16 protein-coding genes are annotated in these 14781 nt (G+C 73.6%); 12 read left to right on the forward strand and 4 right to left on the reverse strand.

Annotated elements, in window-relative coordinates; all coding sequences use genetic code 11:
* Positions 1–82: 82 nt before the first annotated feature.
* Positions 83–739 carry a DUF5134 domain-containing protein gene (locus ACN20G_RS25200; protein ID WP_424215096.1) on the reverse strand — a complete coding sequence of 219 codons (657 nt, stop codon included), beginning with the start codon at positions 737–739 and terminating at the stop codon, positions 83–85.
* Between the two features lie 195 nt (positions 740–934).
* Here ACN20G_RS25200 and ACN20G_RS25205 point away from each other — a divergent pair, with 195 nt between their 5' ends.
* The gene (locus tag ACN20G_RS25205) at positions 935–1477 is read left to right on the forward strand and encodes a GNAT family N-acetyltransferase (RefSeq protein ID WP_424215097.1); all 543 of its coding nucleotides are present in this window, start codon (positions 935–937) and stop codon (positions 1475–1477) included.
* A 14-nt stretch (positions 1478–1491) separates the two neighbouring features.
* Here ACN20G_RS25205 and ACN20G_RS25210 read toward each other — a convergent pair whose 3' ends face one another.
* Positions 1492–2076, reverse strand: a complete 585-nt coding sequence (locus ACN20G_RS25210; protein ID WP_424215098.1) for a PadR family transcriptional regulator — start codon at positions 2074–2076, stop codon at positions 1492–1494.
* A gap of 67 nt (positions 2077–2143) precedes the next feature.
* Between ACN20G_RS25210 and ACN20G_RS25215 the strand changes: the two genes are divergently transcribed.
* The 5 genes from ACN20G_RS25215 to ACN20G_RS25235 all read left to right on the forward strand — a co-directional run bounded on the left by ACN20G_RS25215 (position 2144) and on the right by ACN20G_RS25235 (position 7771).
* Positions 2144–3265 carry an LLM class flavin-dependent oxidoreductase gene (locus tag ACN20G_RS25215; RefSeq protein ID WP_424215099.1) on the forward strand — a complete coding sequence of 374 codons (1122 nt, stop codon included), beginning with the start codon at positions 2144–2146 and terminating at the stop codon, positions 3263–3265.
* A gap of 80 nt (positions 3266–3345) precedes the next feature.
* The gene (locus ACN20G_RS25220; RefSeq protein ID WP_424215100.1) at positions 3346–4422 is read left to right on the forward strand and encodes an alpha/beta hydrolase; all 1077 of its coding nucleotides are present in this window, start codon (positions 3346–3348) and stop codon (positions 4420–4422) included.
* Positions 4423–4503: 81 nt separating this feature from the next.
* Positions 4504–5901 carry a DUF6421 family protein gene (locus tag ACN20G_RS25225; RefSeq protein ID WP_424215101.1) on the forward strand — a complete coding sequence of 466 codons (1398 nt, stop codon included), beginning with the start codon at positions 4504–4506 and terminating at the stop codon, positions 5899–5901.
* Positions 5902–5942: 41 nt separating this feature from the next.
* A complete protein-coding gene (locus tag ACN20G_RS25230) occupies positions 5943–6701 on the forward strand; it encodes an SDR family NAD(P)-dependent oxidoreductase (protein ID WP_424215675.1) in 759 nt (252 codons plus the stop codon).
* Positions 6680–7771 carry a threonine aldolase family protein gene (locus ACN20G_RS25235; RefSeq protein WP_424215102.1) on the forward strand — a complete coding sequence of 364 codons (1092 nt, stop codon included), beginning with the start codon at positions 6680–6682 and terminating at the stop codon, positions 7769–7771. The genes ACN20G_RS25230 and ACN20G_RS25235 overlap by 22 nt, the downstream gene beginning before the upstream one ends.
* Before the next feature lie 90 nt (positions 7772–7861).
* Here the strand turns inward: ACN20G_RS25235 and ACN20G_RS25240 are convergent, their stop codons facing one another.
* Positions 7862–8590, reverse strand: coding sequence for a lysophospholipid acyltransferase family protein (locus ACN20G_RS25240; protein ID WP_424215103.1), 729 nt, complete (start codon positions 8588–8590; stop codon positions 7862–7864).
* Between the two features lie 266 nt (positions 8591–8856).
* Here ACN20G_RS25240 and ACN20G_RS25245 point away from each other — a divergent pair, with 266 nt between their 5' ends.
* The 6 genes from ACN20G_RS25245 to ACN20G_RS25270 all read left to right on the forward strand — a co-directional run bounded on the left by ACN20G_RS25245 (position 8857) and on the right by ACN20G_RS25270 (position 13498).
* Positions 8857–9228, forward strand: a complete 372-nt coding sequence (locus ACN20G_RS25245) for a TlpA family protein disulfide reductase (protein WP_424215104.1) — start codon at positions 8857–8859, stop codon at positions 9226–9228.
* A gap of 77 nt (positions 9229–9305) precedes the next feature.
* The gene (locus ACN20G_RS25250; RefSeq protein ID WP_424215105.1) at positions 9306–9440 is read left to right on the forward strand and encodes a hypothetical protein; all 135 of its coding nucleotides are present in this window, start codon (positions 9306–9308) and stop codon (positions 9438–9440) included.
* Positions 9437–10021, forward strand: a complete 585-nt coding sequence (locus ACN20G_RS25255) for a flavin reductase family protein (RefSeq protein ID WP_424215106.1) — start codon at positions 9437–9439, stop codon at positions 10019–10021. The genes ACN20G_RS25250 and ACN20G_RS25255 overlap by 4 nt, the downstream gene beginning before the upstream one ends.
* A gap of 201 nt (positions 10022–10222) precedes the next feature.
* Complete coding sequence (locus ACN20G_RS25260) at positions 10223–11008, forward strand: electron transfer flavoprotein subunit beta/FixA family protein (RefSeq protein ID WP_424215107.1); 786 nt, start codon at positions 10223–10225, stop codon at positions 11006–11008.
* Between the two features lie 64 nt (positions 11009–11072).
* Positions 11073–12035, forward strand: a complete 963-nt coding sequence (locus tag ACN20G_RS25265) for an electron transfer flavoprotein subunit alpha/FixB family protein (protein ID WP_424215108.1) — start codon at positions 11073–11075, stop codon at positions 12033–12035.
* 164 nt (positions 12036–12199) lie between these two features.
* The gene (locus ACN20G_RS25270) at positions 12200–13498 is read left to right on the forward strand and encodes a DUF6986 family protein (protein WP_424215109.1); all 1299 of its coding nucleotides are present in this window, start codon (positions 12200–12202) and stop codon (positions 13496–13498) included.
* A gap of 107 nt (positions 13499–13605) precedes the next feature.
* On the opposite strand, the gene ACN20G_RS25275 is transcribed toward ACN20G_RS25270, so the two are convergent.
* Positions 13606–14592, reverse strand: a complete 987-nt coding sequence (locus tag ACN20G_RS25275; RefSeq protein ID WP_424215110.1) for a LacI family DNA-binding transcriptional regulator — start codon at positions 14590–14592, stop codon at positions 13606–13608.
* Between the last annotated feature and the right edge of the window lie 189 nt (positions 14593–14781).

Genomic DNA, 14781 nt, shown 5'->3' on the forward strand with positions numbered 1-14781 from the left:
ATTTCGCGGGCGCCCGACCCGGGTACGCCCCCGGGTCAAGGGTGACGCAGACCACGCCCGCGCCGACCGCCGGGGGACCCGCTCACATCGTCAGCAGCATCGCGAACATGCCCAGGCCCATGGCGAGTCGGCACGCGCGCGGCACCGCGCCCCCGTCCTCGCCGCCCGCGCCGAACCGGACCCGGGAGACCACCGGGCCCGCCCCCGCGCCCAGGACCCCGGCCCCGCCCGCGCCACCGGCCGGGACCGGCGGCGCGATCAGCCGGGCCCCGCCCACCAGCACGTATCCGGCGTAGTACAGCAGCAGGGCCCCCGTGGCCCACGCGAGCACCCCGCCCGAGTCGCCGGCCGCCCCCATCGTGTGCCCGGCCATGGCCCCGCCCGGCATCGCGGGCATCGACCCGCCGCCGGCGCCGACCACCATCGTCCACGCCATCCCCGCCATCACGGCCGTGCCGACCAGGTGGTGCAGGTGGTGGGCGCCCCGCCGCAGCGACCACAGGGCGTGCCCGGTCGCGGCCGTCAACAGCGTCAGCAGGGCCCAGCCCACCGGGGCCGCGCCCATCGCCCCGGGCACCGCCATCACCGCCATCACCAGCGCCATCACCCCCTCGGCCACCCCGGTCTCCCGGGCCCGCCGGTCGGCGCCGCGCACCCGCGCCAGACAGAACAGGCCGCTCACCGCGCACAGGGCGACGAGGAGCCAGGCGAGCGGAGCCGGAGTCGTGAATGCGTGCACGGTGAAACCTCCCGAGGCGGGGGTACGGCGACCACGTGCGGCGACCGGCCCCCCGACCGGTCCCCGGGGAAGACATGCCCGCGCGACGGGACCCACACGCCGGCGGGTTACGCTGCGAGGAATCACCCGGAGCGGGCGAGACCGGCACGCGCCGAGCGCGCGCCGGAGTGCGCCCCCCATGGATCGGAGAACCGCATGGCCACCCCCACGCTCACCTACCGCACCGCCGTCGCCGCCGACGTGCCGGCCCTGGTGGAGCTCGTGGAGTCGGCCTACCGGGGCGACGCCAGCCGGGCCGGCTGGACCACCGAGGCCGACTACCTCGACGGACAGCGCACCGACGCCGAGGCCGTCACCGCGCTCCTGGACCGCCCGGACGGGGTCCTGCTCGTGGTCGAGGACGCCGGCGCGCTGGTCGCCTGCTGCGACCTGGAGCACCGGGGCGACCACGTGTACTTCGGCATGTTCGCCGTCCGCCCCGGCCTCCAGGGCGCCGGCCTCGGCAAGCTGATCATGGCGGAGGCCGAGCGCATCGCCCTGACCCGCTGGGAGGCCCGCGTGATGCGCATGACCGTCGTGAACGTCCGCGACGAGCTCATCGCCTACTACGAGCGCCGCGGCTACCGGCGCACGGGGCGGACCCAGCCCTTCCCGTACGGCGACGAGCGCTTCGGCGTCCCCCGCCGCACCGACCTCGAATTCGTGGTCCTCGACAAGCCCCTCGCCCCCCTCGCCTGATCGACCCCGCCCCGTCAGCCCGTCGGGGGAGTCGGGCGGGGCGGGCCGTCGAGTTCCGACAGGTCGGCCAAGAGGGCGTCGGCCAGGTCGAGTTCGGCCAGCATCCGGCGCTCGCTCCAGCGCAGGGTCAGGGTGGGGAAGGACCATTCCGGGACGGACGCGGCGTGGTCGGCGGCGGCCCGCAGCGCGGTGAGCTCGGCCAGCACCCGTTCCTGGTGCTCCACGACCATGGCCCGCAACAGTTCGGGCCGCGACAGGTGGCCCAGCCACACCCGCAGCATCAGCCCGTGCTTGAGGATCGGCGGACCGGCCTCCGCCGTGTCGGCGGCCCAGGTCATCAGGGCCTCCCGCCCGGCCTCGGTGATCGCGTACCGGCGCTTGCCGCGCGCGCTGCCGGGCTCCGGTTCGGCGGACCGGGCGTACCCCAGCTCCTCCAGCCTGCGCAACTCGGCGTAGATCTGGCTGATCGCCGGCGACCAGTAGAAGAAGCGCAGCGAGGAGTCGGCCCACTTCTTCAGTTCGTAGCCCGTGCGCTCGCCGGGGAAGGACAACAGTCCGAGAACGGCCCACGCGGTGGGTGGCAGGTCTTGCCGTGACACGCTATGACTACTAGTCATATTGCGGATCGAAGCAAACCCGGACGTGGGACGCACTCCTGGAGGCACCGTGGAATTCTCCGTGATCTTCGAGGCTCAACTCGCCGACCCGACCGTCGAACGCGAACATCAGGTCATCCGGGACTGCGTGGAGCAGGCCGTGCTCGCCGAGCGCGTGGGCTTCGACCGGATCTGGGCCGTCGAGCACCACTCCCTCAAGTGGTACGCGCACATGAGCGCCCCGGAGATCTTCCTCACCTGGGTCGCGGCCAAGACCACCACCATACGCATCGGCCACGGCGTGGTCTGTATGCCCTTCAACTTCAACCACCCTGTCCGCGTCGCCGAACGCGCCGCCATGCTCGACCTGCTCTCCGGCGGCCGGGTCGACCTCGGCGCCGGCCGCGGCGGCACCGCCCAGGAGACCTCCCTGTGCCAGGTGGACCCGGCCCGCACCACCGCCGAGGTCGAGGAGGCCCTGCGGATCATCGGCCGGGCCTGGCAGGAGGAGGAGTTGGAGTACCACGGCGAACTCCTCGACATCCCCCCGCACCCGATCCTGCCCCGCCCCCGACAGACCCCCCACCCTCCCCTCTTCCTCGCCTGCTCCCGCGCCGACACCCTCCGCCAGGCCGCCGCGCTCGGCGTCGGCGCCCTCGTGATGGGCTTCGCCGGCCCCGAGTCCGTCGCCGAGATGCGCGCCGTCCACGACCGGGCGGTGGCCGAACGCGACGGCAAGCGCCTGGTCTCCACCGTGGTCAACGACCATTTCGCCGTGCTCTGCCCCACCATCGTCCTCGACGACGCCGAACGCGCCCGCGCCGTCGGCACCCGGGGCCAGCGCTTCTTCGCCCAGTCCATCGGCCACTGGTACGGCGGGGCCGGCGTCCCCGACGAGGCCGTGGTGCCCGGCGCCGACGAGGCCGCCGCGATGCGCCGCGCCGCCGAACAGGTCGTCGCCCGCCTCCACGAACAGGAGGTCCCGGTCCGGCCCACCGCCACCGCCACCTTCAACGCCGCGCACGCCTACGGCGACGCCGACGACGCCATCCGGTACGTCGAACGCCTCCGCGACGCCGGTGCCGACGAGGTGATGTGCCTGATCCAGATGGGCACCGTGCCCCAAGAGGTCTGCCTGGAGACCCTGCGCCAGTGGGGCGAGAAGGTCATCCCGCACTTCCGCGCCTCCTGAACGCCGCCCCGGCGCCCCGCGCGCCACGGCCGGCCCGATCCCTTACTCGTGTACACCCCGCACCGAAAGGCACCCCACCCGTGAACGACCCCGCGCTCGACGAGACCACCGTCGTCCCGCCCCACCTGCTCGCCTCCGCCGGTGCGCCCGCCCCCGTCGGCCCCGACCGGCTCGACCCCGGGGCCCGCGCCGTCGTGGACGCCCTCACCGGGATCTTCCCCGACCTCGGCGGCGCCGTCACCGACGCCGCCACGGCCCGCCGGATCCTGGCCGCCGCGCCCCCCTCCCCGGTCCCGCCGCCCCCGGTCGGCGCCGTCACCGAACGCCTCGTGCCCGGCCCGGCCGGCGCGCCCCCGCTGCGCGTGCGGATCTACCGCCCCGACTCCGGACGGGCCACCGGGCCCCGGCCCACCGTCGTCTTCCTGCACGGCGGCGGATTCGTCCTGTGCGACCTCGACACCCACGACACCACCGCCCGCCGGCTCTGCCTGGCCGCCGACGCCGTCGTGGTCTCCGTGGACTACCGGCGGGCGCCCGAGCACCCGGCCCCGGCCGCCGCCCTCGACGCGTACGCGGCCCTGCGCTGGGCCGGCGAGCACGCGGCCGACCTGGGCGGGGACCCGGGGGCCCTGGTGGTCGCGGGCGACAGCGCGGGCGCCAACCTGGCCGTCGCGGCCCTGCTGCTCGCGGTCGAGCACGGCGGCCCGGCCGTGGCCCTCCAGGCCCTGGCCTACCCCGCCCTCACCGCCGATCTCGACCTGCCCGCGCACCGCGAGAACGCCGTCGGCTACTACCTCACCACCGCCCACATGGCCTGGTTCTGGGAGCAGTACCTCGGCGCCGAGGGAGACCCCGCCGACCCCCTGATCTCCCCGCTGCGCGCCGCCCCCGAGGCCCTGTCGGCGCTGCCGCCCGCGCACGTGGTGGCGGCCGGCTGCGATCCGTTGCGCGACGACGCGGTGCGTTGGGCCGAGCGGCTGCGGGCCGGGGGAGTGAGGGCCGAGCTCGACGTGCGGCCCGGCATGTTCCACGGTTTCCTGGCGGTGGCGGGACTGTTGCCGGCGGCCACGGAGGCCCTGGCGGAACTGGGCGAAGCGATCGCCGCAACGGTCGAAAGCCGCAAGAATTCCCGTCTCACCCCGGGTGGCGCAGGATAATTTCCTCTGGTCCCTCTTGAGCAGGAGAGCCTCGTCCCCATACGCTGTCTTGACGTGAGGTTCTCCTGTGGAGGAAGTGACATGACGGAAACTCTTGTGTCGGGTGCGGCGGTCAGCGGGACAACCGCCGGTGCGCGGGTGGTGGACCACCCGGCGTGGCCCGTTCTCAAGGCCGCCGTGGAGGAGATCCGCCCCTGGCAGTCGGCCGACGGCGCGATCGACCTGGCCGCCGACGGCGCCCCCGGCCGCGCGGACGTGGACGCCGCCGTGCTGCGCGCGATAGCCGCGGTCGAGGAGCTCTCGCCCCTCCTGCCGCACGCCGCCGAGTACCACCGGGCCCTGGTGGCCGACCTGCGCAAGTGGTCCGCCCAGGACTACGGCGTCCCGGACTTCCTCGACTCCCTGCTGGCCTTCCACCCGGCCGCCGAGCGCGCCGACGGCCTCCAGCACCTCGTCGTGTTCCCCATGTACACGCAGAACGGCAACCCGGACCGCAACCTGGAGGCCGTGGCCCTGCGCATGGTGTGGCCCGAGTGGCTGGCCGAGCTGGAGCGCACCCGCTACGACAACCCGCTCTTCCTCGGCATCACCTTCGAGGACTTCACCGCGGGCTACGACACCAACTCGGCGGTCCTCTTCCCCGAGACCATCGCCGTCCGCGAGGCCCCCGAGCGCTTCACCTGGGGCGGCATCTTCTGCGACCGCGAGGCCGCCCGCTTCCGCCGGGTGACCGCCGCCGCCGTCGAGACCCTGGGCCTGGAACTGCCCGAGGACATCGCCGCGATGGTCACCGACCAGGCCCGCTGCGAGCAGGCGTTCGTGCTCTGGGACATGGTCCACGACCGCACCCACAGCCACGGCGACCTGCCCTTCGACCCGTTCATGATCAAACAGCGGCAGCCGTTCTGGATGTACGGCCTGGAGGAGCTGCGCTGCGACCTCACCGCCTTCAAGGAGGCCGTGAAGCTCGACGCCGAGGGCAACGCGCACGGGCGCGACGTGCAGTACGCCGTGCTCTTCGACCGGATGTTCCGCTTCCCCGTCTCCGGCGACCGGGTCCGCAACTACGACGGTCTGGGCGGCCAGTTGCTCTTCGCCTACCTGCACCGTCACGACGTGGTGCGCTGGACCGACAACCGGCTGAGCATCGACTGGGAGCGCGCCCCCGAGATCACCAACCGCCTCTGCGGCGAGATCGAGGAGCTCTACCGCGCCGGCATCGACCGCCCCAAGCTCGTCCACTGGTTCAAGGCGTACGAGCTGGTCTCGGAGTACCTCGCCCCGCACCCTGGCTCCACCTGGGCCAAGGGCCCCGACGCCCTGGACCTCACGCAGCCCCCGCGCAAGCTCGTCGACGACGTGCTGCCGGACGAGTTTCCGCTGAGCATGTTCTACGAGGCCCTCGCCAAGAAGCTCAAGGGCGTCATCGCCTCCACCAAGGGCATCACCGCCCACACCGCCGAGCGGGCCGCCGCGTGAGCGACTCCCCGCCGTCCACCACGACCCGGGAGAACGCGCTCATGAACGGCACAGGCAACGGCGGACCCCTCTCCGGCGCGGTGGTCGCGGTCGCGGGCGCGGCCGGACCGGCCGGCCGGGCCACCCTGCTGCGACTGGCCGAGGCCGGCGCCACCGTCGTGGCCGCCGACGCCGACCCCGCGCGCCTGGCGGAGGCCGTGGACGCGGCCCGGTACGCCCACGGCGGGGCCACCGTCACCGGCGACACCGTGGACCTCCTCGACCTGGAGGCCACCCGCGAGTGGGCGGCCCGCACGGAGAAGGAGTTCGGCCGCGTCGACGGCCTGGTGCACCTCGTGGGCGGCTGGCGCGGGGCGAAGTCCTTCACCGAGGCCGACCCGGCCGACTGGGAACTGCTGGAGAAGCTGCTGATCCGCACGGTCCAGCACACCTCCCTGGCCTTCCACGACCCGCTGCTGCGCGGCGACCGCGGCCGCTACGTGCTCGTCAGCCAGTCCGGCGCGCACAAGCCGGTGGCCACCAACGCCGCGTACAACGCCGGCAAGGCGGCCGCCGAGGCGTGGACCCTGGCCCTGGCCGACTCCTTCCGCAAGGCGGGGGGCGAGGACGGGCCGCGCGCCGCGGCTGCGATCCTGGTCATCAAGGCACTGGTGCACGAGGCCATGCGGGCCGAACGCCCCACTGCGAAGTTCGCGGGCTTCACGGACGTCGACGAGCTGGCCGAGGCCGTCGTCGGCGTCTGGGACCGACCCGCCCCCGAAGTGAACGGACAGCGTCTGTGGCTCACCCCGCAACCGTAGGACCCGAGGGCGGGGACGCCCGCCGCCGGCACGACCCCGCGACGCGCGGCTTCGCCAGCGACAACTACGCGGGCGTCCACCCCGAGATCCTCGCCGCCCTGGCCCTGGCCAACGAGGGCCACCAGGTCTCCTACGGCGACGACCTCTACACCGAACACCTCCAGGAGATCGCGCGCCGTCACTTCGGGCCGCGCGCCGAGTTCTTCCCGGCGTTCAACGGCACCGGCGCGAACGTCACGGCCCTGCAGGCCATGACCGACCGCTGGGGCGCGGTGGTCTGCGCGCGCAGCGCCCACATCAACGTGGACGAGGGCGGCGCCCCCGAGCGGATGGCCGGCATCAAGCTGCTCGCCGTGGACACCCCCGACGGCAAGCTCACCCCCGAGCTGATCGACCGGGAGGCATGGGGCTTCGACGACGTGCACCGGGCCATGCCCCAGGTCGTCTCGATCACCCAGAACACCGAACTGGGCACCGTGTACACGGCCGAGGAGATCCGGGCGATCTGCGAGCACGCCCACGGGCTCGGCATGAAGGTGCACCTGGACGGCGCCCGGCTGTCGAACGCGGCCGCCGCCCTCGGACTTCCGTTCGCGGCGTTCACCGCCGACGCCGGAGTGGACGTGCTCTCCTTCGGCGGCACCAAGAACGGGATGATGCTCGGCGACGCCGTGGTCGTGCTGAACCCCGACGCGGTCCGCAACGTCGGTCACGTGCGCAAGATGTCCATGCAGCTCGCCTCCAAGATGCGCTTCCTGTCGGCGCAGTTCGAGGCCCTGCTCGGCGGCGACCTGTGGCTGCGCAACGCCCGGCACGCCAACGCGATGGCCGCGCGCCTCGCCGAGGGGGTCCGGGGCCTGGACGGGGTGGAGATCCTCTACGCGGTGGAGGCCAACGCGGTCTTCGCCCGGCTCGACCACGCCGTCACCCGGCGCCTGCAGGAGCGTTTCCGCTTCTACTTCTGGGACGAGGCGGCCGGCGACGTGCGCTGGATGTGCTCGTACGACACCACCGAGGCCGACGTGGACGCCTTCCTCCAGGCCCTCAAGGAGGAGCTGGCGGCCGGCTGACGGCCCGAACGCGGGCGGGGCGGCCCCGGGAGACCCTTCGAGGTCCCCGGGGCCGCCCCGTCGGCGTGCACGGGCCCGCCCGCGCGCCGCTCAGACGTCGCCGCGGGCCTTGACCTCCTCCGGGGTCGGCGCGGTGCCGCCCAGGTGCGCGGGCTGCCACCAGGAGTCCTCGGGGCCCTTGGGGCGCGCCGGGTACGCCTTCTGCGCCGACTCCAGCAGGTCCTGGATCCGGTCGCGGACCCGTCGGGTCAGCGCCCCCGCGTACTGGTCGGTCGGGGCCTCGATGGGCTCGCCCACCCGGATGGTCACCGGGATGTGGCTGCGCCGCAGGTCCTTGGGCCGCCCCTTGGTCCACAGCCGCTGGGTGCCCCACAGGGCCACGGGGATCATCGGCACCCCCGCCTCCTGCGCCATCCGGGCCGCGCCCGACTTGAAGCTCTTGAGGGTGAAGGACTGCGAGATGGTGGCCTCGGGGAAGACCCCGATGATCTCCCCGCCGCGCAGCGCCGCCAGGGCCTGCCGGTAGGCGTCCTCGCCCTGGGAGCGGTCCACCGGGATGTGCTTCATCGCGCGCATCAGCGGCCCGGAGACCTTGTGCCGGAACACCGACTCCTTGGCCATGAAGCGGACCAGGCGCTTGGAGGGGCGGGCGGTGAGGCCGGCGAAGATGAAGTCCAGGTAGCCGATGTGGTTGGAGACCAGCACCGCCCCGCCGGACCGCGGGATGTGCTCGGTGCCCTTCATGTCGGTGCGGATGTCCAGCGCCTTGAACAGCGTGTGCGCCGCGCCGATGATCGGCGGGTAGACGAGTTCAGCCATGGGGAGACCCCGCTTTCTGCCTGGGGGACGTTCACCCGGCCGGAAGTTACGCCCACGTAGGTACGTGTGACCATGGGGATCGTGCCCGAATCCCGACGTTCTGGCCAGTTCGGCGGGCGGTTGTGGAGGAGATTCTCGTCACTCCGGGAATGCGGACGATGACCCGGAGGGTTTTCGAGGGGACGAGGACCCGGTGCCGGGGCCGCCGGACGGAACGGGCGGGCCGGCGGGGCGGGTCGCCGACGGGGCGCACACGAGGGGCGGACATGACCGGGACGACGCGTGAGGCGCACGGCGCGGGGGAGCGGGAGGGTCCGGACGCGGGTCCGGACGGCGTGCTGACCGACCGGGAACTCGGCGCGGAGCGCGGCGAGCGGGCCACGCTGGTGCACTTCTCCACGGCCTTCTGCCAACCCTGCCGGGGCACCCGACGGGTGCTGTCGGAGGTGGCCGGGCTGGTGCCCGGGGTGCGGCACGTGGAGATCGACGCCGAGGCCCGGCTCGACCTCGTGCGCGCCCTGGACGTGGCCCGCACCCCGACCGTGCTCGTGCTGGACGCCGGGGGCCGGATCGCCCGCCGGGCCGAGGGCATGCCGCGCAAGGCCGACGTGATCGCGGCCCTGGGGGCGGTGCTGTGACCGGGGCCGGCGTGACGCGTCCGACATCGGAGCGTGCGCGCTTGACGCCGCGCGCGCGGGCTGGACAGGCTTTGGCCATGCCGAAGGAACTCCTGCTGTACGGACGGGTGCACGTGGACCTGGTCCGGTGCGCGAGCGCGCGCTGTCGTCGCGCGAGCGCGTCCCCGGCCCCCGTCCCGTCCCGACAGCAGAAGAAGGCGAATCGACGATGACGACCCCGAGCACCCGCGTCGCGACCGCGTCCCCCGAGGCCCCCGCCGGCGTGCCCGCCCAGGGCGGCCGCGCCGCCTCCGGCGCCCACCGGCCCGGCTCCCCCGATCTGCTCCGCGCCGCGTTCCGGCAGCACGCCGCCGGCGTGGCCGTGATCACCGGTACTCACCCGGTGACCGGGGTGCCGGTCGGTTTCACCGCGACCTCCCTCAACTCCGTCTCCGCCGAACCCCCCTTGCTGTCCTTCTCGATCGGCACCGGCTCCTCCAGCTGGCCGGCCGTCTCGGAGGAGGGCTCGGGGCTGGTCGGCGTGCACGTGCTCGGCGAGGAACAGGGCGCCTTGGCGGGCCTGTTCGCCCGCAGCGGCGCGGACCGGTTCGGCCCCGGGACCGGGTGGGCCCCCGGGCCGCACGGGGTGCCGGTGCTGGCCGGGGCGCAGGCGTGGCTGGTGTGCCGGATCCGGTCCCGAATAGCCGCCGGCGAACACCGGGTGATCATCGCGGAGGTGGTTGCCGGGGCCGCGCGCGGGGAAGGTCGCCCGTTGTTGTACCACCAGGGCCGCTTCAACGCGCTGCGCGATTGAATCGTCCCTGTTGGCGCCGGGCGCGCGGCGTTGGCAAGGTCACAGTGCGGATGGCTTGCACCGTTGACGGCGGCACGCTGTACTGACGAGTAACATCTCGTTCGGGAGCGCGGGCCGCCCCGTCGGGGAACCGCCCGAGAAGGCGCCTATGCTGCCTGCACAAGGCAGCTCGGAAAAGACGATGCAGGTAGGAGAGCCGGCGTGAGCTTGAGGATCGTTGTCTGTGTGAAGTACGTGCCCGACGCCACCGGTGACCGGCACTTCGCCGATGACCTGACCGTCGACCGCGACGACGTCGACGGGCTGCTGTCGGAGCTCGACGAGTACGCCGTCGAGCAGGCGCTGCAGATCGCGGAAGAGGCCGACGACGCGGAGATCACCGTCCTGACGGTGGGCCCCGAGGACGCCAAGGACGCCCTGCGCAAGGCCCTGTCCATGGGCGCCGACAAGGCGATCCACGTCGAGGACGACGACCTGCACGGCACCGACGTGATCGGCACCTCCCTGGTGCTGGCCAAGGCCGTGGAGAAGGCCGGGTACGACCTGGTCATCACCGGCATGGCGTCCACCGACGGCACCATGGGCGTGCTGCCCGCCCTGCTCGCCGAGCGCCTGGAGATCCCGCAGGTCACCCTGCTCTCCGAGGTCTCCGTGGAGGACGGCGTGGTCACCGGTCGGCGCGACGGCGACACCGCGAGCGAGACCCTGCGGGCATCGCTGCCCGCCCTGGTCTCCGTCACCGACCAGTCCGGCGAGGCCCGCTACCCCTCCTTCAAGGGCATCATGGCCGCGAAGAAGAAGCCGGTCACCGCCTGGGACCTGGGCGACCTGGACCTGGAGGCCGAGGAGGTCGGCCTGGAGGGTGCCTGGACCGCCGTGGACTCGGCCACCGAGCGCCCCGCGCGCACCGCGGGAACGATCGTCAAGGACGAGGGCGAGGGCGGCCGTCAGCTGGCCGAGTTCCTGGCCGGCCAGAAGTTCATCTAGGACTCCGACCGTCCCGGTCCCGCCCCCGCAGTCGCTCACCCTTCGCAATCGCTGGAGAAGTCCCATGGCCGAAGTCCTCGTCTACGTCGACCACGTCGACGGAGCCGTCCGCAAGCCCACCCTCGAACTGCTCACCCTCGCCCGCCGCATCGGCGAGCCCGTGGCCCTCGCCCTGGGCGCCGGCGCCGCCGACACCGCCGCGGTCCTCGCCGAGCACGGCGCGGTCAAGGTCCTGACCGCCGACGCCCCGGAGTTCGCCGAGTACCTCGTGGTGCCGAAGGTGGACGCCCTCCAGGCCGCCCACGCGGCCGTCTCCCCGGTCGCCGTGCTGGTCCCGTCCTCCGCCGAGGGCAAGGAGATCGCGGCCCGCCTCGCCGTCCGCATCGGCTCGGGCATCATCACCGACGCCATCGACCTGGAGGCCGGTGACGAGGGCCCGGTCGCGACCCAGTCCGCGTTCGCCGCCTCCTTCACCACCAAGTCCCGCGTCTCCAAGGGCACCCCGGTCATCACCGTGAAGCCCAACTCCGCCCCCGTCGAGGCCGCCCCGGCCGCCGGCGCGGTGGAGGAGCTGGCCGTCACCTTCGGCGCCCTGGCCACCGGCACCAAGATCGTCTCCCGCACCCCGCGCGAGTCCACCGGTCGCCCCGAGCTGACCGAGGCCGCGATCGTGGTCTCCGGCGGCCGCGGCGTCAACGGCGCCGAGAACTTCGCGATCATCGAGGCCCTGGCCGACTCCCTCGGCGCGGCCGTCGGCGCCTCCCGCGCCGCCGTCGACGCCGGCTGGTACCCGCACTCCAGCCAGGTCGGCCAGACCGGCAAGTCCGTCGCCCCGCAGCTGTACATCGCCTCCGGCATCTCCGGCGCGATCCAGCACCGCGCCGGCATGCAGACCTCGAAGACCATCGTGGCCGTCAACAAGGACGCCGAGGCCCCGATCTTCGACCTCGTGGACTACGGCGTCGTCGGCGACCTGTTCCAGGTCCTGCCGCAGCTGACCGAGGAGATCACGGCGCGCAAGGGCTGACCTGCCCGTAAGCCGAGACCCGGGGCCGTGTGGTGAACCTCACCACACGGCCCCGGGTCGTTCGCGCACCTGTCCGGAGGGACCATTGACTGAGCGGAATGCCCTGACTAAATTCTGCTATGCGGATCAATGCTTCCGTGAAGCGGAAAAGAGGAGAGTGCACGATGGGTCAGCAGGAGAAGGTGGCTACGAGCCTCGCGGGTGCGGTCAGCGAGGGCATCAGCGCCTCCCTCAAGCCGGTGGACGCGCAGCTCGCGCGCCGCTACCCGGGCGACCCCGGCACGCGCCAGCCGATCCACACCGTCTACGTCCCCGGTGACGTCTTCACCCCCGAGACCATCCGGTCCTGGGGCGACCAGGCCCTCGCGATGCTCGACGAGCACGCCCCCGACGCCGCGACCCTCGCCAAGGTCCTCGGCATCCCCGACGAGCTCGCCGGCCCCGTCTACGACCGGGTCCGCGCCAAGCTCGCCACCGAGCCCATCGAGGACCTGCGGATCGACTTCGAGGACGGCTTCGGCGTCCGCTCCGACGAGGAGGAGGACCAGGCCGCCGCGCGCGCCGCCCGCCTGGTCAACGAGGCGTACGCCAACGGCACCAACGCCCCCTACATGGGCATCCGCATGAAGTGCATGGAGTCCAACGTCCGCGACCGCGGCATCCGGACCACCGACGTGTTCCTCTCCGGCCTGCTCGCCCACGGCGGCCTGCCCGAGAACCTCGTCCTGACCCTGCCCAAGGTGACCTACGCCGAGCAGGTGTCCGCCTTCGTCGAGCTGCTGGAGGCATTCGAGAGCAGCCGCGGCCTGCGCCCCGGCCGGATCGGCTTCGAGATCCAGATCGAGACCAGCCAGGCCATCCTCGGCCCCGACGGCACCGCCACCGTGGCCCGCATGCTGGACGCCGCCAAGGGCCGTGCCACCGGCCTGCACTACGGCACCTTCGACTACAGCGCCTGCGTCGGCGTCTCGGCCGCCTACCAGTCCAGCGACCACCCGGCCGCCGACCACGCCAAGGCGATCATGCAGGTCGCCGCCGCCGGCACCGGCGTGCGCGTCTCCGACGGCTCCACCAACGTGCTGCCCGTCGGCACCACCGAGAAGGTGCACGAGGCCTGGCGCCTGCACTACGGCCTCACCCGCCGCGCCCTGGCCCGCGCCTACTACCAGGGCTGGGACATGCACCCGGGTCACCTGCCGACCCGCTACGCGGCCGTCTTCACCTTCTACCGCGAGGGCCTGGAGACCGCCGCCGCCCGGCTGAAGGCGTACGTGGCCAAGGTCGAGGGCGACGTGATGGACGAGCCGGCCACCGCCAAGGCCCTCGCCGGCTACCTCGTGCGCGGCCTGGACTGCGGCGCCGTCGGCATCGAGGAGGTCACCGCCCTGACCGGCCTGACCCGCGCCGAGCTGGACGCGTTCGCGATCCCGCGCCGCTCCGCCACCCTCACCGCCGGCGCCTGATCCCCGAGCGGCACCCCGCCGGGCCCGGCCGCCCGCGCGTCCCCGTGACGCGCGCGGCGCCGGGCCCGGCGGCGTTCCCGGGCCCGCGCCGGCGCGACGGGGCGCGCTCAGGGCGCGGGCGGCAACTCGCCCGAACCGCGCTCGATCAACCGGGTCGGCAGCTCGATCCGCTCCGGCCTCAGCGGCGTGCCCGACAGCCGCCGGAACAAGCGGTCCGTGGCCACGCGTCCCAGCGCCGCCGCGTCCTGCGCCACCACGCTCACCCCCGGGCGCAACAGATCGGCCAGCTCCAGGTCGTCGAAGCCCACCAGGGCCACCGCCCGCGACTGCCCCGCCAACACCCGCACCGCCGTCACCGTCACCCGGTTGTTCCCGGCGAACAGCGCCGTCACCGGCTCCGGACCGGCCAGCATCGGCCCGGCCGCGGCCGCCACGCTCGCGGGCGCCGTCGACCCCAGCGCCACCCACTCCTCGCGCACCGGCAGTCCCGCGTCCGCCATCGCCGCCCGGTACCCGCGCAGCCGCTCCACGGCCGTGTGGATGCGCGGCTGGTCCCCGATGAACCCGATCCGCCGGTGACCCCGCGCGATCAGGTGCGCCACCCCCGTCCGGGCCCCGCCGAAACTGTCCGAGAGCACCACGTCCGCCTCGATCCGCCCGGCCGGCCGGTCCACGAACACGGTCGCCACCCCGGCCCTGATCTCCGGCTCCAGATAGCGGTGGTCGTCCCCTGCGGGGATCACGATCAGCCCGTCCACCCGCCGCGCGCACAGGGCCAGGGCCAGCTCGCGCTCCCGCTCGGGGTCCTCGGCGCTGGAGCCGTTGATCAGCAGCGCACCGTGGGCCCGCGCGACCTCCTCCACCGCCCGGTTCAGCGGTCCGTAGAAGGGGTCGGCCAGATCCTCCAGCACCAGCCCCACCGTGGCCGTGCGCCCCTTGCGCAACACCCGGGCGCTGTCGTTGCGACGGAAACCCAGGGCCGTGATGGACTCGCGCACCCGCGACTCGGTCTCCGGGGTCACCCCCGGCTCCCCGTTGACCACCCGGGAGACCGTCTTGAGCCCCACCCCGGCGTGCGCCGCCACGTCCTTCATCGTCGGCCGGATGCCGTACCGCGGTTCGGGGGGAGGGGCGGGCCGGGCCGGTTCGGACGGGCGGGGGCGACGCGGCTGCGGCACGACGGGGAGACCTCCCAGGTGGGTGCGGAACGGACGGGTCGGACATGCCGACCGGTCCCGACACGAGCATAAGCACTCCGCGGACAACGGGGTTTCCGTGACGGG

Source organism: Streptomyces dryopteridis, from assembly GCF_049606955.1.
GTDB lineage: Bacteria > Actinomycetota > Actinomycetes > Streptomycetales > Streptomycetaceae > Streptomyces.

Coding starts and splice junctions, on each gene's coding strand:
- ACN20G_RS25205 (WP_424215097.1), top strand. CDS start 935: ATGGCCACCCCCACGCTCACCTACCGCACCGCCGTCGCCGCCGACGTG.
- ACN20G_RS25225 (WP_424215101.1), top strand. CDS start 4,504: ATGACGGAAACTCTTGTGTCGGGTGCGGCGGTCAGCGGGACAACCGCC.
- ACN20G_RS25230 (WP_424215675.1), top strand. CDS start 5,943: ATGAACGGCACAGGCAACGGCGGACCCCTCTCCGGCGCGGTGGTCGCG.
- ACN20G_RS25240 (WP_424215103.1), bottom strand. CDS start 8,590: ATGGCTGAACTCGTCTACCCGCCGATCATCGGCGCGGCGCACACGCTG.
- ACN20G_RS25245 (WP_424215104.1), top strand. CDS start 8,857: ATGACCGGGACGACGCGTGAGGCGCACGGCGCGGGGGAGCGGGAGGGT.
- ACN20G_RS25250 (WP_424215105.1), top strand. CDS start 9,306: ATGCCGAAGGAACTCCTGCTGTACGGACGGGTGCACGTGGACCTGGTC.
- ACN20G_RS25255 (WP_424215106.1), top strand. CDS start 9,437: ATGACGACCCCGAGCACCCGCGTCGCGACCGCGTCCCCCGAGGCCCCC.
- ACN20G_RS25265 (WP_424215108.1), top strand. CDS start 11,073: ATGGCCGAAGTCCTCGTCTACGTCGACCACGTCGACGGAGCCGTCCGC.
- ACN20G_RS25270 (WP_424215109.1), top strand. CDS start 12,200: ATGGGTCAGCAGGAGAAGGTGGCTACGAGCCTCGCGGGTGCGGTCAGC.
- ACN20G_RS25275 (WP_424215110.1), bottom strand. CDS start 14,592: ATGAAGGACGTGGCGGCGCACGCCGGGGTGGGGCTCAAGACGGTCTCC.